General features: G+C 66.1%; 14 protein-coding genes and 2 rRNA genes. 11 read left to right on the top strand and 5 right to left on the bottom strand.

The annotated features are described in order from the left end of the window. Positions 1-147 precede the first annotated feature (147 nt). Both ACZ0AA_RS11225 and rrf read left to right on the top strand, forming a co-directional pair. Positions 148-3251: ribosomal RNA gene (locus tag ACZ0AA_RS11225) — 23S ribosomal RNA — on the top strand. 106 nt (positions 3252-3357) lie between these two features. Next, positions 3358-3474 (top strand): 5S ribosomal RNA (rrf, locus tag ACZ0AA_RS11220). Positions 3475-3618: 144 nt separating this feature from the next. Here rrf and ACZ0AA_RS11215 read toward each other — a convergent pair. Beyond that, complete coding sequence (locus ACZ0AA_RS11215) at positions 3619-4395, bottom strand: IclR family transcriptional regulator (protein WP_463513839.1); 777 nt, start codon at positions 4393-4395, stop codon at positions 3619-3621. 52 nt (positions 4396-4447) lie between these two features. Between ACZ0AA_RS11215 and hutH the strand changes: the two genes are divergently transcribed. Genes hutH through ACZ0AA_RS11195 form a run of 4 tightly spaced genes read left to right on the top strand, consistent with a single transcriptional unit; the run spans position 4448 to position 9782 of the window. After that, entirely contained in the window at positions 4448-5989 is a 1542-nt protein-coding gene (hutH, locus tag ACZ0AA_RS11210; protein ID WP_400866967.1) for a histidine ammonia-lyase, read from the top strand. Beyond that, a complete protein-coding gene (hutU, locus tag ACZ0AA_RS11205; RefSeq protein ID WP_463512924.1) occupies positions 5982-7679 on the top strand; it encodes a urocanate hydratase in 1698 nt (565 codons plus the stop codon). Before hutH ends, hutU begins: the two co-directional genes overlap by 8 nt. Beyond that, positions 7676-8896 carry an imidazolonepropionase gene (hutI, locus tag ACZ0AA_RS11200; protein ID WP_463512923.1) on the top strand — a complete coding sequence of 407 codons (1221 nt, stop codon included), beginning with the start codon at positions 7676-7678 and terminating at the stop codon, positions 8894-8896. Before hutU ends, hutI begins: the two co-directional genes overlap by 4 nt. Then, the gene (locus tag ACZ0AA_RS11195; protein ID WP_463512922.1) at positions 8877-9782 is read left to right on the top strand and encodes an arginase family protein; all 906 of its coding nucleotides are present in this window, start codon (positions 8877-8879) and stop codon (positions 9780-9782) included. The genes hutI and ACZ0AA_RS11195 overlap by 20 nt, the downstream gene beginning before the upstream one ends. A gap of 9 nt (positions 9783-9791) precedes the next feature. Here ACZ0AA_RS11195 and ACZ0AA_RS11190 read toward each other — a convergent pair whose 3' ends face one another. The 3 genes from ACZ0AA_RS11190 to ACZ0AA_RS11180 form a co-directional block, all read right to left on the bottom strand. Beyond that, on the bottom strand, positions 9792-10220 hold the full coding sequence (locus ACZ0AA_RS11190; RefSeq protein WP_463512921.1) for an HAAS signaling domain-containing protein: 429 nt from the start codon (positions 10218-10220) through the stop codon (positions 9792-9794). Then, positions 10217-10561 carry a PadR family transcriptional regulator gene (locus tag ACZ0AA_RS11185; protein WP_463512920.1) on the bottom strand — a complete coding sequence of 115 codons (345 nt, stop codon included), beginning with the start codon at positions 10559-10561 and terminating at the stop codon, positions 10217-10219. Before ACZ0AA_RS11185 ends, ACZ0AA_RS11190 begins: the two co-directional genes overlap by 4 nt. A 76-nt stretch (positions 10562-10637) precedes the next feature. Then, positions 10638-11915 (bottom strand): DUF445 domain-containing protein, encoded by a 1278-nt coding sequence (locus ACZ0AA_RS11180; RefSeq protein ID WP_400866950.1) that lies wholly within the window; start codon positions 11913-11915, stop codon positions 10638-10640. A 76-nt stretch (positions 11916-11991) separates the two neighbouring features. Between ACZ0AA_RS11180 and ACZ0AA_RS11175 the strand changes: the two genes are divergently transcribed. After that, a complete protein-coding gene (locus ACZ0AA_RS11175) occupies positions 11992-12264 on the top strand; it encodes a metal-sensitive transcriptional regulator (protein WP_042537810.1) in 273 nt (90 codons plus the stop codon). A gap of 18 nt (positions 12265-12282) precedes the next feature. Here ACZ0AA_RS11175 and ACZ0AA_RS11170 read toward each other — a convergent pair whose 3' ends face one another. Further along, positions 12283-13830, bottom strand: coding sequence for an amino acid permease (locus tag ACZ0AA_RS11170; protein WP_463512919.1), 1548 nt, complete (start codon positions 13828-13830; stop codon positions 12283-12285). Between the two features lie 156 nt (positions 13831-13986). On the opposite strand from ACZ0AA_RS11170, the gene ACZ0AA_RS11165 reads away from it, so the two are divergent. The 4 genes from ACZ0AA_RS11165 to ACZ0AA_RS11150 are packed head-to-tail and all read left to right on the top strand — an operon-like array spanning position 13987 to position 18244. Then, positions 13987-15342, top strand: coding sequence for a glutamine synthetase family protein (locus ACZ0AA_RS11165; RefSeq protein WP_463512918.1), 1356 nt, complete (start codon positions 13987-13989; stop codon positions 15340-15342). Beyond that, positions 15323-16075, top strand: coding sequence for a gamma-glutamyl-gamma-aminobutyrate hydrolase family protein (locus ACZ0AA_RS11160; protein WP_400866942.1), 753 nt, complete (start codon positions 15323-15325; stop codon positions 16073-16075). Before ACZ0AA_RS11165 ends, ACZ0AA_RS11160 begins: the two co-directional genes overlap by 20 nt. After that, a complete protein-coding gene (locus tag ACZ0AA_RS11155; RefSeq protein ID WP_463512917.1) occupies positions 16072-17433 on the top strand; it encodes an aldehyde dehydrogenase family protein in 1362 nt (453 codons plus the stop codon). Before ACZ0AA_RS11160 ends, ACZ0AA_RS11155 begins: the two co-directional genes overlap by 4 nt. Positions 17434-17464: 31 nt before the next feature. Next, a complete protein-coding gene (locus ACZ0AA_RS11150) occupies positions 17465-18244 on the top strand; it encodes a 3-oxoacyl-ACP reductase (RefSeq protein ID WP_400866936.1) in 780 nt (259 codons plus the stop codon). Positions 18245-18258: the final 14 nt, after the last annotated feature.

Raw genomic sequence — 18258 nt, 5'->3', positions numbered from 1 at the left:
CCGCCCGTACTTTGAGAACTACACAGTGGACGCGAGCATCTTGCAGCCGGCTTCGGTCGGTTGCACAAGATGATCTTAAAGATCATTAGTCAATTTCAAGCCAGGCCTTTGTGTCTGGTGTCGATTCTGATTCAAACTCATGTGATTTATCAAGTCTTTAAGAGCAAACGGTGAATGCCTTGGCATCTGGAGCCGAAGAAGGACGTAGCAATCTGCGATAAGCCTCGGGGAACTGATAAGCAAGTTTTGATCCGAGGGTGTCCGAATGGGGAAACCCCGCTGGGCGGCGTGCCGACCTAGTGACTCCCGCCTGAATATATAGGGCGGGTAGAGGGAACGTGGGGAAGTGAAACATCTCAGTACCCACAGGAAGAGAAAGCAACCGCGATTCCGTTAGTAGTGGCGAGCGAAACCGGAACAGGCTAAACCTAGCGTGTGTGATAGCCGGCAGGCGTTGCACGTTGGGGGTTGTGGGACTTTTCAGTCATCTCTGCCGAGATGGCGGCGTTACAAGAAGGTATAGACGAACGGTCTTGAAAGGCCGGTCATAGAGGGTGACAACCCCGTAGTCGAAATGCCTCCCTTGGCGCGAAGAGTATCCCAAGTAGCACGGGGCCCGTGAAATCCCGTGTGAATCTGTCAGGACCACCTGATAAGCCTAAATACTCCCAGATGACCGATAGCGGACAAGTACCGTGAGGGAAAGGTGAAAAGTACCCCGGGAGGGGAGTGAAATAGTACCTGAAACCGTTTGCTTACAAACCGTTGGAGCAGCCTTAGTAGCTGTGACAGCGTGCCTTTTGAAGAATGAGCCTGCGAGTTAGCGATATGTGGCGAGGTTAACCCGTTGAGGGGTAGCCGTAGCGAAAGCGAGTCTGAATAGGGCGATTCAGTCGCATGTCCTAGACCCGAAGCGAAGTGATCTATCCATGGCCAGGTTGAAGCGACGGTAAGACGTCGTGGAGGACCGAACCCACTTAGGTTGAAAACTGAGGGGATGAGCTGTGGATAGGGGTGAAAGGCCAATCAAACTTCGTGATAGCTGGTTCTCTCCGAAATGCATTTAGGTGCAGCGTTGCGTGTTTCTTGCCGGAGGTAGAGCTACTGGATGGCCGATGGGCCCTACAAGGTTACTGACGTCAGCCAAACTCCGAATGCCGGTAAGTGAGAGCGCAGCAGTGAGACTGTGGGGGATAAGCTTCATAGTCGAGAGGGAAACAACCCAGACCACCAACTAAGGTCCCAAAGCGCGTGCTAAGTGGGAAAGGATGTGGAGTTGCCTTGACAACCAGGAGGTTGGCTTAGAAGCAGCCACCCTTGAAAGAGTGCGTAATAGCTCACTGGTCAAGTGATTCCGCGCCGACAATGTAACGGGGCTCAAGCACGCCACCGAAGTTGTGGCATTGACATTATTGGTAGGCCTTCGTGGTCCAGCCGTGTTGATGGGTAGGAGAGCGTCGTGTGGCCAGCGAAGCGGCGGTGTAAACCAGCCGTGGAGGCTACACGAGTGAGAATGCAGGCATGAGTAGCGAAAGACGTGTGAGAAACACGTCCTCCGAAAGACCAAGGGTTCCAGGGTCAAGCTAATCTTCCCTGGGTAAGTCGGGACCTAAGGCGAGGCCGACAGGCGTAGTCGATGGACAACGGGTTGATATTCCCGTACCGGCGAAGAACCGCCCAAGCTAATCCAGTAGTGCTAAGTGTCTGAATCCCAGTGACTGATCCCTTCGGGGTGACGCGTTGGGCCTAGCGCACGACCCCATTCTGGTGCGGTTAGCGTATTAACAGGTGTGACGCAGGAAGGTAGTCCAGCCGGGCGATGGTTGTCCCGGTGCAAGTGCGTAGGCCGAGAGATAGGCAAATCCGTCTCTCACATAGGCTGAGACACGATGCGGATAGAAAGTGGATGATCCTATGCTGCCAAGAAAAGCATCGACGCGAGGTTCAAGCCGCCCGTACCCCAAACCGACTCAGGTGGTCAGGTAGAGAATACCAAGGAGATCGAGAGAATCGTGGTTAAGGAACTCGGCAAAATGCCCCCGTAACTTCGGGAGAAGGGGGGCCTTCGGCGTATTAGGACTTGCTCCGAAAGCGTTTGGAGGCCGCAGAGACTAGTGGGTAGCGACTGTTTACTAAAAACACAGGTCCGTGCCAAGTCGCAAGACGATGTATACGGACTGACGCCTGCCCGGTGCTGGAAGGTTAAGAGGACCGGTTAGCCGCAAGGCGAAGCTGAGAATTTAAGCCCCAGTAAACGGCGGTGGTAACTATAACCATCCTAAGGTAGCGAAATTCCTTGTCGGGTAAGTTCCGACCTGCACGAATGGCGTAACGACTTCCCAACTGTCTCAACCGCGAACTCGGCGAAATTGCATTACGAGTAAAGATGCTCGTTACGCGCAGCAGGACGGAAAGACCCCGTGACCTTTACTATAGCTTTGTATTGGTGTTCGGTGTGGCTTGTGTAGGATAGGTGGGAGACTGTGAAGCATGGACGCCAGTTCATGTGGAGTCATTGTTGAAATACCACTCTGGTCACTCTGGATATCTAACTTCGAACCGTAATCCGGTTCAGGGACAGTGCATGGTGGGTAGTTTAACTGGGGCGGTTGCCTCCCAAAAAGTAACGGAGGCGCCCAAAGGTTCCCTCAACCTGGTTGGCAATCAGGTGTCGAGTGTAAGTGCACAAGGGAGCTTGACTGTGAGACTGACAGGTCGAGCAGGGACGAAAGTCGGGACTAGTGATCCGGCAGTGGCTTGTGGAAGCGCTGTCGCTCAACGGATAAAAGGTACCTCGGGGATAACAGGCTGATCTTGCCCAAGAGTCCATATCGACGGCATGGTTTGGCACCTCGATGTCGGCTCGTCGCATCCTGGGGCTGGAGTAGGTCCCAAGGGTTGGGCTGTTCGCCCATTAAAGCGGTACGCGAGCTGGGTTTAGAACGTCGTGAGACAGTTCGGTCCCTATCCGCTGCGCGCGTAGGAAATTTGAGAGGATCTGACCCTAGTACGAGAGGACCGGGTTGGACGAACCTCTGGTGTGTCAGTTGTTCCGCCAGGAGCACCGCTGATTAGCTACGTTCGGGATGGATAACCGCTGAAAGCATCTAAGCGGGAAGCCGGCCTCAAGATGAGATTTCCATACCTTCGGGTGAGAGGCTCCCAGCCAGACTACTGGGTTGATAGGCCAGATGTGGAAGTGCAGTAATGCATGCAGCTGACTGGTACTAATAAGCCGATGACTTGATAACACACCGTTTGTTGGTGCTACGCGTCCACTGAGTGGTTCTCGATGTACGGTCGAGAACCGCATGACAATGACTTTGTTATGTGTTTTGATTGAAACATCTATAGTGTTTCGGCGGCCATAGCGTGAGGGAAACGCCCGGTTACATTCCGAACCCGGAAGCTAAGCCTCACAGCGCCGATGGTACTGCAGGGGGGACCCTGTGGGAGAGTAGGACACCGCCGGACTTCTTTTAGACAGAAAAGCCACCCAATGTTGGGTGGCTTTTCTGCGTTAACGTGCGCACACGACAGATGCCGGGCGTACAGGACACGTGATGCTCGCGGTCGGCGATCGACGCCATACGTCTCGCCTCACGCATGACGCTCGAGTCACCGCTTGAGTCGTGATTCGAGCACCGCCGCCGTCTCGTGTACAGCCTCTGCGAGGGTGCTCTCGTCGAGATCCGCTCCCGCCCAGGTCACGGCCACAGCTGCGACGGGCCAGCCGGCGTGATCGCAGACCACCGCGCCGACGCTGCGCAGGCCCTCCGCCACCTCGCTGTCTTCGGTCGCATAGCCTCGTGCCCGCACTGTGCGCAGCACCTCGCGCAGTTCGCTCGGCGTGCGCGGCCCTAACCCGGTGCGATCGGGAAACGCTGAGGCACCCGGGTAGAGCGCGCGCACCTGCTCGCGAGGGAGCGCCGCCAGCATCGCCCTACCCGATGCCGTCAGGTGTGCAGGAAGCCGAACTCCGACGTCCGTGATCAGGGCCTGACGCCGTGGCGCCCGCTCCTCGACGATGTAGAGCACGTCGCCGCCGCTCATCACCGCGAGGTGGGTGCTCTCACCGAGCCTGTCCGACAGCGCGGCGACGAGAGGACGCCCCAGACGCGCGAGCGGCTGCTGCCTCGCGTATCCGCCGGCGAGCTCGAAGGCTGACGTCCCGAGCCCCCACCGACGGTCCTCCTTCATGTGCAGCACGAAACCGTGAGCGGCGAGCGTCGTGAGCAGGTGATACACCGTCGATCGGGGCAGCTCGAGTTCCCGGGCGATCGCCGATGCCGCGACCGGTGCGGGTCGGCCGGCGAGATATCGCAGGATGCGCAGGGTGTTATCGGCCGCGGGCACCTGCACGGCGGCGTCCGATGTGTCTGGGATCACAGACACAGGATCCCATGAACCGCTGTCGCCCGCGACCCGGCGGGTGTGGAATCGAGACATGACCGAACTGCTCCCCGTCCTCGTCGGCGATGCCCCCCTGAGCCACGCCGATGTCGTCGCGGTCGCTCGCCACGACGCTCCCGTCACGATCAGCCCCGCAGCTCTCGGTCGGGTCGACGAGACCCGCCGCGTGATCGACGGCCTCGCTGCCGACCCCCATCCGCACTACGGCGTCTCCACCGGATTCGGCGCACTCGCCACGACCTTCATCGCTGCGGATCGCCGGCTGCAGCTGCAGGCGAGCCTCATCCGCTCGCACGCCGCCGGCACGGGCGCCGAGGTCGAGCGCGAGGTCGTGCGCGGACTCCAGCTGCTGCGCCTGCAGACCCTGACATCGGGGCGCACGGGCGTCCGCCCCGTCGTCGTCGAGACGTATGCCGCGCTGCTGAACGCGGGCATCACACCGATCGTTCGTGAGTACGGCTCGCTCGGTTGCTCCGGCGATCTCGCGCCGCTCGCGCACATCGCGCTCGCGACGATGGGAGAGGGCGACGTCCGCGACGCGGAAGGACAGCTCATCCCGGCGTCCGATGCTCTGGCAGCTGTCGGCATCGAGCCGCTCACTCTCGTCGAGAAGGAGGGCCTCGCTCTCATCAACGGCACTGATGGGATGCTGGGCATGCTGGTGCTCGCGCTGCACGATCTCGAGACGCTGCTGATCACCGCCGACATGGCCGCGGCGATGTCGGTGGAGTCGCAGATGGGGACGGATGCCGTGTTCGCGGCCGATCTCATGGCACTGCGCCCACAGTCCGGCCAGGCTGAATCGGCGTCGAACCTGCGGTCGTTCCTGCGCGAATCGCCGATCGTGCACAGCCACAAGGGCCCCGAAGACGGCCGGGTGCAGGACGCGTACTCACTGCGCTGCTCGCCTCAGGTCCACGGAACCGCGCGCGACACGATGGGCTACGCCTCGACCATCGCCGAGCGCGAACTCGCGAGCGTGATCGACAACCCGGTCATCACCCTCGACGGCCGCATCGAGTCGAACGGCAACTTCCACGGCGCACCCGTCGCGGCCGTCCTGGACTTCCTGGCGATCTCCGTCGCCGACGTCGCCTCGATCTCGGAGCGTCGCACGGACCGCGCACTCGATCCGGCACGCAACCACGGCCTCCCGCCGTTCCTGGCAGACGAGGTCGGCGTCGACTCGGGGCTGATGATCGCTCAGTACGCCTCCGCAGGCATCGTCTCCGAGCTCAAGCGCCTCGCCGTGCCGGCATCCGTCGATTCGATCCCGTCATCGGCGATGCAGGAGGACCACGTGTCGATGGGGTGGGCTGCCGCCCGCAAGCTCCGTCGGGCGATCGATGGACTGGGTCGCGTCATCGCGATCGAGATCCTCACCGGCGCCCGCGCGCTCGACCTGCGTGCTCCGCTGCAGGCAGGGCCCGCCACGGGAGCCGTGCGCGACCTGGTGCGCACCGTCGCCGCGGGTCCCGGCCCCGATCGATTCCTCTCCCCAGACATGGAAGCCGTGACCGCACTCGTGCAGTCCGGCGCAATCGCCCGCATCGCAAAGGAGCACGCGCATGACTGACACCACGACGCCCGACACGACCATGACCCCGACCGCGGCCGCGGCGGGGCCGCGCGTGGTCCGCGCCGCCCGCGGCAACCAGCGCACCGCCAAGAGCTGGGGCGCCGAGGCAGCCAAGCGGATGCTGATGAACAACCTCGATCCCGAGGTGGCTGAGCACCCCGAAGACCTCGTGGTCTACGGCGGCACCGGCAAGGCCGCGCGCAGCTGGGAGGCGTACGACGCGATCGTCCGCACCCTCGACGAGCTCGAGCCCGACGAGACCCTGCTCGTGCAGTCGGGCAAGCCGGTCGGCGTCTTCCGCACGCACGAGTGGGCACCCCGCGTGCTGATCGCGAACTCGAACCTCGTGGGCGACTGGGCGACCTGGCCCGAGTTCCGCAAGCTCGAAGAGCTCGGCCTGATCATGTACGGCCAGATGACCGCCGGGTCGTGGATCTACATCGGAACCCAGGGCATTCTGCAGGGCACCTATGAGACCTTCTCCGCCGTCGCTCGCTCGCTCGGCCGGGACTCGCTCAAGGGCACGCTGACGCTCACGGGTGGTGCGGGCGGCATGGGCGGCGCGCAGCCGCTTGCCGTCACGCTCAATGACGGGGTCGTGCTGATCGTCGATGTCGACGAGTCGCGCCTCGCACGCCGGGTGCAGCGCGGATACCTCGACGAGTACACGACCGACCTCGATGCGGCCGTCGCCCGGGTCGTCGAAGCCAAGCAGGCCGGCGAGGCGCTCTCGGTCGGCGTCGTCGGCAACGCGGCAGAGGTCTTCCCCGAGCTGCTGCGCCGGGGCGTGCCGATCGACATCGTCACCGACCAGACCAGCGCTCACGACCCGCTCGCCTACCTGCCGGTCGGCATCAGCGTCACCGAGTGGAAGGCCGAGGCCGAGCGGGATGCCGAGGAGTTCACCCGCCGCTCTCGCGAGTCGATGGCGCAGCACGTCGCCGCGATGGTCGCGTTCCAGGACGCGGGGGCAGCGGTCTTCGATTACGGCAACTCGATCCGGGCCGAGGCACAGTTGGGCGGCTTCGACCGCGCGTTCGAGTTCCCCGGGTTCGTGCCGGCATACATCCGTCCGCAGTTCGAAGAGGGCCGCGGGCCCTTCCGGTGGGCCGCACTCTCGGGCGACCCCGAGGACATCTACAAGACCGACCGTGCGATCGCAGAGCTGTTCCCCGAAGACAAGGCTCTGCACCGCTGGCTCGAGAAGGCGGGCGAGAAGGTGCACTTCGAGGGCCTGCCCGCCCGCATCTGCTGGCTCGGATACAAGGAGCGTCACCTCGCCGGTCTCAAGTTCAACGAGATGGTCGCCTCGGGTGAGCTCTCGGCACCGATCGTGATCGGCCGCGACCACCTCGACTCGGGATCGGTCGCGTCACCTTACCGTGAGACCGAGGCCATGAAGGACGGTTCGGATGCCATCGCCGACTGGCCGCTGCTGAACGCACTGCTCAACACGGCATCCGGAGCGTCGTGGGTGTCTCTGCACCACGGCGGCGGTGTCGGAATCGGGCGCTCGATCCACGCCGGCCAGGTCAGCGTCGCGGACGGCTCGGCTCTGGCTGCCGAGAAGCTCGAACGCGTGCTGACCAACGATCCAGGCACCGGTGTGATGCGCCATGTCGACGCCGGGTACGAGCATGCTCGGGACATCGCCCGTGAGCGCGGCCTGAAGGTGCCGATGCTGTGAGCACCTCTCTGATCACGAACATCGGAGAGCTGACGACCAACGTCGGCTCCTCTGACGGCGACCGCTTCGGCACGCTGCACGATACCGCGGTGCTCATCGACAGCGGGCGGATCGCCTGGGTAGGCTCGGCGGATGCCGCGCCCGTGGCCGACGAAATCCTCGACGCCGGTGGTCGCGCGGTCATCCCCGGGTTCGTCGACAGCCACAGCCACCTCGTGTTCGGCGGAGACCGCGCCGCCGAGTTCGAGGCGCGGATGGCCGGGCAGAAGTACGCCGCGGGTGGCATCCGCTCGACGGTCGCCGCGACGCGAGCGGCGAGCGACGATGAACTGCGCGTGCGACTGCGGGGATTCATCGACGAGATGCTCGCGCAGGGCACCACGACGCTCGAGATCAAGAGCGGATACGGGCTCAGCGTCGCGGTTGAAGAGCGGCTCGTGAGACTCGCCGCCGAGGTCACGCCGGAGGTCACCTTCCTCGGGGCGCATGTGGTGCCGGCGGAGTACGCCGACCGGGCGGACGAGTACGTCGACCTGGTCACGGGGCCGATGCTCGACGCGTGCGCGCCGCACTCGAAGTGGATCGACGTGTTCTGCGAGACCGGGGCGTTCTCGGTCGAGCAGTCGAGGAGGGTGCTCGAGGCGGGAATCGCGAAGGGCCTCCTGCCCCGAGTGCACGCGAGTCAGCTGGGCCCGGGCGATGGAGTGCGCCTCGCCGTCGAGCTCGGCGCGGCATCCGTCGACCACGGCACCTACCTGACCGATGCCGATATCGCGGCGCTCGCCACCTCCGATACGGTGCTCACCCTGCTGCCCGGAGTCGAGTTCTCGACCAGGCAGCCCTATCCCGACGCGCGTCGACTCATCGACGCGGGCGTCACCGTGGCGATCGCGTGCGACACGAACCCGGGGTCGAGCTTCACCTCATCGATGCCGTTCTGCATCGCGATCGCCGTGCGCGACATGGGCATGACGCCCGCTGAAGCCGTATGGGCGACGACCGCCGGGGGAGCGAGGGCGCTGCGACGCGACGACGTCGGCGTGATCGCGGTGGGAGCGCGCGCAGACCTCGTGCTGTTGAGCGCACCCACGCGTATCCATCTCGCGTATCGACCGGGAGTGCCCCTCGTCGATCAGGTGTGGAAGGACGGCGTCGCGGTCCTCGCGGCGTCCGCGACGACTTCAGGAACGGAGAACCATGGCCCTCTCGCACGATGACCTCTGGCCCCGTGCCGGATCCTGGCCCGCCTTCGCCGCCGGAGACGACGCGGATGCTGTGCTGGTCGGCGTCCCGACCTGGCGCACCTCGCTGTCGCCGACCGGCGCGCATGCGACGCCCGCGGCGATCCGGGAGGCGCTGACCCGCTACAGCGCGACGCTCATGGGTCCGCCGGTCATCGACCTCGGGGAGGCGCTGCGCGTGCTCGACGCCGGGGATGTGACCGAGCCCGATGGGGAGGCCGGTGTCGCGGCGAGCGTCGCGCGCGTGCACGAGCTTGCCGAATCCGCGCGTCTCGTGATCGCGCTCGGCGGCGACAACGCGCTGACCTATCCGGTCGCGCGAGGAGCCGGGGCCACAGGGCTGATCACGATCGATGCGCACTTCGACCTGCGCGACGGCATCTCGAACGGGTCGCCGGTGCGGCGGCTGGTCGAGGACGCCCCCGACGGAGAGCGGATCGACCCGACCCGGATCGTCCAGATCGGCATCGCGGACTTCGCGAACTCCGCCGCTTATGCCGCGCGCGCAGCCGGGTGGGGCATCCGGGTGATCACCCTCGACGAGGTGCGGCGCCGCGGGATCTCCGAGGTCGTCGCGGAGGCGACGAGCATCGCCGGAGCGGGTGCCGCCGCCCGCATCCACCTGGACGTCGACGTCGACGCCGCCGATCGCGCCGCAGCGCCCGGCTGCCCGGCATCCGTCCCCGGTGGGTTCGCCGCGTGGGAGCTGCGCGCGCTCGTCCGCTCGCTCGTCGCTGATCCGCGCGTCGTGAGCGCCGACATCGCCGAGGTCGACGCCACCGCCGACACCGACGACATGCGCACGGTCAGGCTCGCGGCGCTCTGCGTGCTCGAGATGCTCGCGGCCCTCGCCACGCGCTGACCGCGGCTGCTAGTCGCGGAGCGTCCACGATGCTCTGCGTCGTCGCGACTTCGTCGCCATGAAGGTCAGGAGACCGGCCAGGCCCAGGAGGCAGAAGGTCCCCAGGGTAAGCCGGATGCTCGGCGCCCACCCCCACAGCTGCATCGACGGATCCATGAGCCCGAAGACTCCGTTCAGCAGCAGGAATCCGGCTCCCGCGCCGAGCAGACCGGCGAGGGCGACGAGCAGCCACAGCATCCGGCGCGTCCAGGAGCGCGGGGCGAACTGGTCTGCGTAGTGCTCGGGTGAGCCGAACGCCTCGAGCGGGTCCTCGCCGGATTCCGCGAGGTGGCTCCGCACCTCCCGGACGATGAGATCCACCTCATCGCTCGGCACGTCGCGCAGCTCGAGCTCGTCCTCGAGGGCCGTGCCGTAGTCATCGTCCCGTGTGCCGCTCATCGTGACTCCTTCTTCTCGCCGAGGACTGCCATCGTCCGGGTGGTGAAATCCGCCCAGGCAGCCCGGTGCTCATCCAGCGCGTGTCGGCCCGCGTCTGTGACCGAGTAGTACTTGCGTCCCGGCCCTCCGTCGCCGTCCCGCCAGGTCGAGGCGAGCGAGCCGTCCTGTTCGAGCCGCGCGAGCAGCGGGTAGAGCGTGCTCCCCTTGATGGTGCCGAACCCCGCCGCAGCGAGACGCTGCGCGATCAGATAGCCGTAAGCATCCTCGTCGCTGACGAGTGCGAGCACGGTGCCCGGAAGGGCGGCCCGGATCCAGTCGCTGGGCCACTGCGTCGAATTCATGACTAGATCATGGCACGGACTAGTCAGAATCTCTACCTAGTGGACGGACAGGGATCGATACGGACCTGCGGGAACCTCAGACGCCGGGTATCAGCAGGTGCGCGATCGTGAAGATCGCGAGGCCCGCGAGGGCGCCGACGAACGTGCCGTTCAGGCGGATGTACTGCAGGTCGCGGCCGACCATGAGCTCGATCTTCTCGGTCGTCTCGACCGGGTCCCAGCGCTCGACGGTGTCGGTGATGATCGACGCGATGTCGTGGCGGTAGCGGTCGACGAGGAAGACGGCGGCATCCGACACCCAGGTGTCGACGCGGTGCTGCAGCGCGGCATCCGTCGTCAGCCTGTCGCCGACCTCCTGCAGGGCCTGAGCCGCGCGGACCCGCAGCCCGCTCTCGGGGTCGGCGAGGGCGGTGAGCAGTCCGTTCTTGGCGGTGTTCCACGCTTCAGCCGCGAGAGCGCCGACTCGGGGGCTGTCGAAGAGCGACGACTTGGCGTTCTCGAGCTTCGCCCTCGTCGCCGGGTCGTTCTGCAGGCTGTCGGCCAGACGGGCGAGGTATCCGTCGACGGCGATGCGGGCCGGATGCTTCGGGTCGGCCTGCACGGCGCGCACGAACTTGACCGCCTCGTTGTAGGCGGTGTCGTCGACGAACCGGTGCGCGAGCTTCGGCACCCACCCGGGGAGCCGTCGCGAGATGAGCCCCGAGAAGGACTCGGCGTTGGCGTCCAACCAGCGGGCGATGCTGTCGGCGGCGAGATCGACGGCTCCGTGGTGGGCGTCTGCCTCGACGATCTTCTCGAGCCAGGCGCCGGCGGGCGGTCCCCACTCGGGGGAGACGAGGTGCTCGCGCGCGAGGTCGGTGATGAGGTCGCGCACGTCGTCATCGCTCAGGGCGTTGAGAACGGCGGTCGCGATCGTCGCTCCCTCGGCGCCGACGCGCTCGGCGTGGGCGGGTTCGCTCAGCCACTCGCCGGCACGCTTGGCGATCGCGGTGCTGGCGAGCTTGGTGCGGACGACGCTCGCCTCGAGGAAGTTCGTCTCGACGAACTCGCCGAGGGTGCGGCCGATCTCGTCCTTGCGGTTCGGGATGATCGCGGTGTGCGGGATCGGCAGTCCGAGCGGCCGACGGAACAGCGCCGTCACGGCGAACCAGTCGGCCAAGGCGCCGACCATCCCGCCCTCTGCCGCTGCCCGGACGTAGCCCAGCCACGGCTGCCGCTCCTGGAACGCGAACGCGAAGACGAAGACGACGGCCATGAAGATCAGCGCGCCGAGCGCCACGGCCTTCATGCGTCGGAGGGCGCGAAGTCGTTCCTGGTCTGCGGGCGACAGGAGCTCCATCGGGGTTCGCGGCATGACGTCATCCTTTCACGGGGAGTCCTCCGTGAGGTCGGCGAGCACCACCATTGCAGGACACGAGTACCCTCGAAACGTGATCGAAGACATCAAGAAGCGTGCACTGCACCGCACCAGCATCCTCGAGGGTCAGATGCGCGGCGTCGCGCGGATGATCGAGAACGAGGAGTACTGCATGGACATCATCACGCAGTCCCGCGCGATCCAGCGCTCACTGGAGTCCCTCAACCGCCTGCTGCTCGAGAACCACCTGCGCACGCACGTGACGCACATGTTCGACGAGGGCGGGGAGGAGCGCGACAAGGCCGTCGACGAGCTGCTCAAGGCGTTCGACTTCGACCGCAAGTAGAGCCGCGCTCCTCCGTCATCATCGCTTGCCGTCGAAGACCTCGCCCTCCATCGCGTCGTAGCCCTCGGCCTGCGGGTCGCCGTGCGAACCGCCCGACAGCGCGTACTCCTCTTCGGGCGAGAGGATGAGGCGGTGTCGGAAGAACAGGCCGAATCCGAGCAGGATGATCGCGTAGACGATCGCGATCGCGATGATCGCCGGGCCGAACGTCGGGTTCAGCAGGAATCCCACGAAGATCAGCACGGCGATCACGAGTGCGATCACTGCGCCGGGGATGCCCCACGGGCTGACGTACGGGCGGTCGACGTTCGGGAACTTCTTGCGCAGGATGATGAACGACACGAGCTGCAGCCCGTAGGCGACGACCGCACCCCAGACGGCGATGTTCAGCACGATCGCACCGGCGACGGTGCCCGCGCCCTCGGAGTCGACGGCGGTGAGCACGTCGAGCACGATCAGGGCGACGAAGCCGATCGCGGCGCCGACCGTGAGGGCGACCCACGGCGTCTGGCGCTTGCCGGTGAGTGAGAGGAAGCGCGGGTAGTACCCGGCGCGAGACAGCGAGTACATGTTGCGTCCGTAGGCGAACATGATGCCCTGCAGCGAGGCGAGCAGGCCGATCAGCGCGAACAGGGCGAGCACGGCGGCGAGCTGGTCGCCGACGATCGCGCGGAAGCCGTCGAGCAGAGGCTCGCCGGCCGTGCCCGTCGCATCGGCGCCGAGCACGCCGGTGTTCAGGAACAGCACCAGGAGGCCCGTGACGATGAGGGTGCCGCGAGCCCAGAATCCCGCCTTGGGGATGTCACGCGTCGGGTTGTGCGACTCTTCCGCAGCGAGCGGGAGCTCTTCGATGCCCAGGAAGAACCACATCGCGAACGGCAGGGCGAACAGGATCGGCAGGACGCCGTGGGGGAGGAAGGTCGACTGGCCCTCGTCGGGGACGATATCCCACAGCGCATCCCACGAGAACGCGCCCGAGAAGATCGCCATGGCCGAGAACACCAGGATGATGCCGATCGAGATCACCGACACGATGATCGCGAAGCGGAACGAGATGGCAGCGCCCGCGGAGTTCAGGGCGATGAAGACGATGTAGAGGATGAGGTACCAGACCCATCCCGGTAGCTCGAGGCCCAGCAGCTCGCTCGTGATGCCGTTGGCATACGACGCCGAGAAGTAGACGATCACCGCCGTGGTCGCGACGTACTCGATGGTCTCCGCGGCACCGGTGACGAGGCCGCCCCAGGGGCCCATGGCCGAGCGGGCGAACGAGTACGCGCCTCCGGTGTGCGGCATCGCGGCCGCCATCTCTCCGATGGCGAAGATCATCCCGTAGTACATCGCGACGAGGATCGCGAAGGCGATGAGCATCCCGCCGAAGCCCGCGAAGTCGATGCCGAAGTTCCATCCCGAGAAGTCGCCCGAGATCACCGCTGCGACGGCGAGCCCCCAGAGACCCCAGACTCCGGCCGACCTCTTCAGGGTGCGTTTCTCGAAATAGTCACTCCCGGCGCGTGTATAGGTCGCTCCGGCGACCTTGCGGGATTCATTGCTCTGCTGGGACATCCGCTCTCCGTTCGCATGCGTGCAGGCGCCGGGTGCACCTTGCGGACGATTGTGACAGTCAATGGTGGTTTCGTCTACCTTTAAACCTCGAGGTGATCTACTCTGAGGGCGAAGCCGGTCGGCCGATCGCTTCACGGCACGAGAACGGAGCGTCACATGGCGGGCAACCTGAGCATCGAACAGCTGGATGCCGGCATCGCCGCCGGCGAGATCGACACGGTGATCGTGGCCTTCGCGGATGCGCAGGGGCGACTGGTCGGCAAACGCGTGTCGGCACGGCTGTTCCAGGAGGACATCCTGGCTCACGGCGCCGAGGCCTGCGACTACCTGCTCTCCGTCGACGTCGACATGAACACGGTCGACGGCTACGCGATGTCGGGCTGGGACCGCGGATATGGCGACATGGTGCTCAAGCCCGACGCCGAGACGCTGCGCAACATCCCCTGGCTCGACGGCACGGTGCTCGTCATGGCCGACCTCGTCTGGCAGAACGGCGAACCGGTCGGACCCTCGCCCCGCGCGATCCTCGACCGGCAGCGCGACCGTCTCGCCGAGCGGGGCTGGACCGCGTACTCGGGCACGGAGCTCGAGTTCATCGTCTTCGACAACACCTACCGCGACGCCTGGGCGCGCAAGTACGAGGGCCTGACGCCCGCGACCGACTACAACGTCGACTACAACCTGCTCGCCTCGACGCGCATGGAGCCGTTGCTGCGCGACATCCGCAACAGCATGGACGGCGCCGGTCTGTACTGCGAGGGCGTGAAGGGCGAGTGCAACTTCGGCCAGCAGGAGATCGCATTCCGCTATGCGGAGGTACGAGAGACCGCCGACCAGCACGCGATCTACAAGAACGGGGCGAAGGAGATCGCCGAGCAGCACGGGCAGTCGCTCACCTTCATGGCCAAGTTCAACGAGCGCGAGGGCAACAGCTGTCACATCCACCTGTCGCTGCGGGATGAGTCGGGCGCCCCGGTCATGGCGGGGGACGGCGAGCATGGCTTCAGCCCGGTGATGGAGCACTGGATCGCCGGCATCCTCGCGACGCTGCGGGAGTTCACCCTGCTGCTCGCGCCCAACATCAACTCGTACAAGCGCTTCGCGAAGGGCAGCTTCGCCCCCACCGGCGTCGCCTGGGGCATCGACAACCGCACGTGCGCGCTGCGCGTCGTCGGGTCGGGCTCGGGGCTGAGGGTCGAGAACCGCGTGCCCGGCGGAGACGTGAATCCCTACCTCGCCATCTCGGCGATCATCGCCGGTGGCCTGCACGGCATCGAGAACGAGCTGCCGCTGCCTGAGCGGTTCACCGGCAACGCGTACGAGGCGGGCGTCGACCGTCTGCCCACGACTCTTCGTGAGGCGGCGAAGCTCTTCAGCGAGTCGACCATCGCACGCGCGGCCTTCGGCGACGACGTCGTGGAGCACTACCTGAACCAGGCCCGCATCGAGGTCGAGGCCTACGACGCGGCCGTCACCGACTGGGAGCGCATCCGTGGCTTCGAGCGCCTCTGACCCCGCGCCGCTGATCGGCGTGACCACGTACCTCGAGCGCGCGCAGCAGGGGGTCTGGGATGTCCGCGCGGCGTTCCTGCCCGAGCAGTACCTCACGAGTGTGACCTCCGTCGGCGGCATCGCGCTTCTTCTTCCCCCGCAGGATCCGGATGCTGCGGATGCGGCGATCTCGGGCATGGACGGCCTCGTGCTCTCCGGGGGCGCCGACGTCGCCCCCGAGCTGTACGGCGAGGACCGGCATCCGCTCACCGACCCCGCCAGGGTCGATCGCGATGCGTGGGAGATCGCCCTCTTCCAGGCGGCGGAGCGCCGTGGCATCCCGGTGCTCGCGATCTGTCGTGGTCTGCAGCTCGTGAACGTCGCCCGCGGCGGCACCCTGCAGCAGCATCTGCCCGAATCGCTCGGCACCGAGAAGTACCGCATCGGCGGGGGTGTCTTCGCCGAGAACGACGTCGAGGTGTCGACCGAGACGCCGCTCGCCGACATCATCGGCGAGACCGAGATGCGGGTGCACAGCTACCACCATCAGGGCGTCGATCGCCTGGGCGAGGGGCTGGTCGCGGCGGCGCACTCCGACGACGGACTCGTGCAGGCCTTCGTCGACACGTCGGCCGGTCACATCGTCGGCGTCCAATGGCACCCCGAGGAGAACGCCGAGGATCGGCGACTCTTCACCGATCTCGTCTCACAGGCCCGTGCGTTCGCCGCACGGCGGAAGGAGGACGCCCGATGAGCGCGTTCACAGTCATCAACCCGTCGACCGGCGCGGCGATCCGCGAGGTCACGCGCGCCGACATCGCAGAGACGGATGCCGCGATCGCGCGCGCCGTCTCGGCTCAGCGCCGGTGGGCGGCGCTCGCGCCCGTCGCGCGGGCCGATGCGCTGCGTGCCTTCGCGCGCACGGTCGAGGCAGCGGTCGAAGAGCTGGCTCAGCTCGAGGTGCTGAACTCCGGGCACCCGATCGGCTCTGCCCGGTGGGAAGCCGGTCACGTCGCCCAGGTCCTCAACTACTACTCAGCCGATCCCGAGCGGCTCTCGGGGCGTCAGATCCCGGTCGCGGGCGGACTCGATGTCACCTTCCACGATCCGTACGGCGTGGTCGGCGTCATCGTCCCGTGGAACTTCCCCATGACGATCGCGGCGTGGGCGTTCGCGCCGGCGCTCGCCGCAGGCAACGCCGTGGTGCTGAAGCCCGCCGAGCTCACGCCTCTCACCGCCATCCGCCTCGGCGAGCTCGCCCTCGAAGCGGGCCTCCCCGAGGGGCTCTTCGAGGTCGTCACCGGCTCGGGCTCGGTCGTCGGGCAGCGGTTGGTCGAGCATCCGGATGTCCGCAAGGTCGTGTTCACGGGATCGACCGAGGTCGGTATCGAGGTCGCAGCAGGCTGCGCGCGTGCGCTGAAGCCGGTCACCCTGGAGCTCGGCGGCAAGAGCGCCAACATCGTCTTCGCCGACGCCGATCTCGAGAAGGCCGTCGCGGCTGTTCCCGGGTCGGTGTTCGACAACGCCGGGCAGGACTGCTGCGCGCGCAGCCGCCTGCTCGTGCAGCGCTCGGTGTACGACCGGTTCCTCGAACTGCTCGAGCCGGCGGTCAAGGCGTGGCGGGTGGGTGACCCGTCGAGCGCGGATACCGACATGGGGCCGCTGATCTCGGCGGCGCACCGCGAGACGGTATCGGGGTTCCTCGACGATGCCGACATCGCGTTCCGGGGCAGCGCTCCCGAGGGCGACGGCTTCTGGTTCGCGCCGGCCGTGGTGTTGGCCGACCCTGCCGACCGGATCGCCCAGCACGAGGTGTTCGGCCCCGTCGTCGCGGTGATACCGTTCGAGGACGAGGCCGATGCGATCCGGCTGGCGAACGACACCGCCTACGGCCTTGCGGGCTCGATCTGGACCGAGAGCCTCGGCCGCGCCGTGCGCGTCTCGCGCGGAGTGCAGAGCGGCGTGCTGTCGGTGAACTCGCACTCCTCGGTGCGCTACGCGACGCCGTTCGGCGGCATGAAGGCCTCGGGCCTCGGGCGGGAGCTCGGACCGGACGCCGCCGAGCACTTCACCGAGACGAAGAACGTCTTCTTCGCGACCGACGAATCCTGACCCGTATCCCCACCTGCAACGGAGAACACACATGACCATCGATCTGACCCAGCGCCTCAAGGACCGTGTCGCCATCATCACAGGCGGCGCGAGCGGCATCGGCTTCGCCACCGCCCAGCGGTTCGCCGCAGAAGGCGCGTTCGTCGTCATCGCCGACGTCGACCCCGCCACGGGCGAAGCGGCGGCGGCCGAGGTGGGCGGAGCGTTCCGCCTCGTCGACGTCGCCGATGAGACCAAGGTGAACACACTCTTCGACGGCGTCGCCGAGGAGTTCGGTCGCATCGACATCGCGTTCAACAACGCGGGCATCTCACCCGCCGACGACGACTCGATCGAGACGACCGAGCTGCCGGCCTGGGATCGCGTGCAGGACGTCAACCTCAAGAGCGTGTACCTCTGCAGTCGTGCGGCGCTTCGTCACATGGTGCCGGCGGGCCGGGGATCGATCATCAACACGGCATCCTTCGTCGCCCTGCTGGGGTCGGCGACCTCGCAGATCAGCTACACCGCGTCGAAGGGCGGTGTGCTCGCGATGTCACGCGAGCTCGGTGTGCAGTTCGCGCGACAGGGAGTGCGCGTGAACGCCCTGTGCCCCGGACCCGTGAACACCCCGCTGCTGCAGGAGCTGTTCGCCAAGGATCCCGAGCGCGCACAGCGCCGACTCGTGCACGTGCCGATGGGGCGCTTCGCGGAGCCGTCGGAGCTGGCCGCCGCCGTGGCCTTCCTCGCCTCGGACGACTCGTCGTTCATCACCGCGAGTGCCTTCGTCGTCGACGGCGGCATCACCAACGCCTACGTCACCCCGCTGTGAAGCGGGATCATGTC

The sequence above is a fragment of the Microbacterium sp. AC035 genome (assembly GCF_979258485.1).
This window is presented reverse-complemented; position numbering and strand designations above follow the sequence as displayed.

What these genes read in the sequence shown, in the direction of transcription:
- hutH (WP_400866967.1), top strand. Translation starts at nt 4,448, where the DNA reads ATGACCGAACTGCTCCCCGTCCTCGTCGGCGATGCCCCCCTGAGCCAC.
- hutU (WP_463512924.1), top strand. Translation starts at nt 5,982, where the DNA reads ATGACTGACACCACGACGCCCGACACGACCATGACCCCGACCGCGGCC.
- ACZ0AA_RS11195 (WP_463512922.1), top strand. Translation starts at nt 8,877, where the DNA reads ATGGCCCTCTCGCACGATGACCTCTGGCCCCGTGCCGGATCCTGGCCC.
- ACZ0AA_RS11190 (WP_463512921.1), bottom strand. Translation starts at nt 10,220, where the DNA reads ATGAGCGGCACACGGGACGATGACTACGGCACGGCCCTCGAGGACGAG.
- ACZ0AA_RS11185 (WP_463512920.1), bottom strand. Translation starts at nt 10,561, where the DNA reads ATGAATTCGACGCAGTGGCCCAGCGACTGGATCCGGGCCGCCCTTCCG.
- ACZ0AA_RS11180 (WP_400866950.1), bottom strand. Translation starts at nt 11,915, where the DNA reads ATGCCGCGAACCCCGATGGAGCTCCTGTCGCCCGCAGACCAGGAACGA.
- ACZ0AA_RS11170 (WP_463512919.1), bottom strand. Translation starts at nt 13,830, where the DNA reads ATGTCCCAGCAGAGCAATGAATCCCGCAAGGTCGCCGGAGCGACCTAT.
- ACZ0AA_RS11165 (WP_463512918.1), top strand. Translation starts at nt 13,987, where the DNA reads ATGGCGGGCAACCTGAGCATCGAACAGCTGGATGCCGGCATCGCCGCC.
- ACZ0AA_RS11155 (WP_463512917.1), top strand. Translation starts at nt 16,072, where the DNA reads ATGAGCGCGTTCACAGTCATCAACCCGTCGACCGGCGCGGCGATCCGC.
- ACZ0AA_RS11150 (WP_400866936.1), top strand. Translation starts at nt 17,465, where the DNA reads ATGACCATCGATCTGACCCAGCGCCTCAAGGACCGTGTCGCCATCATC.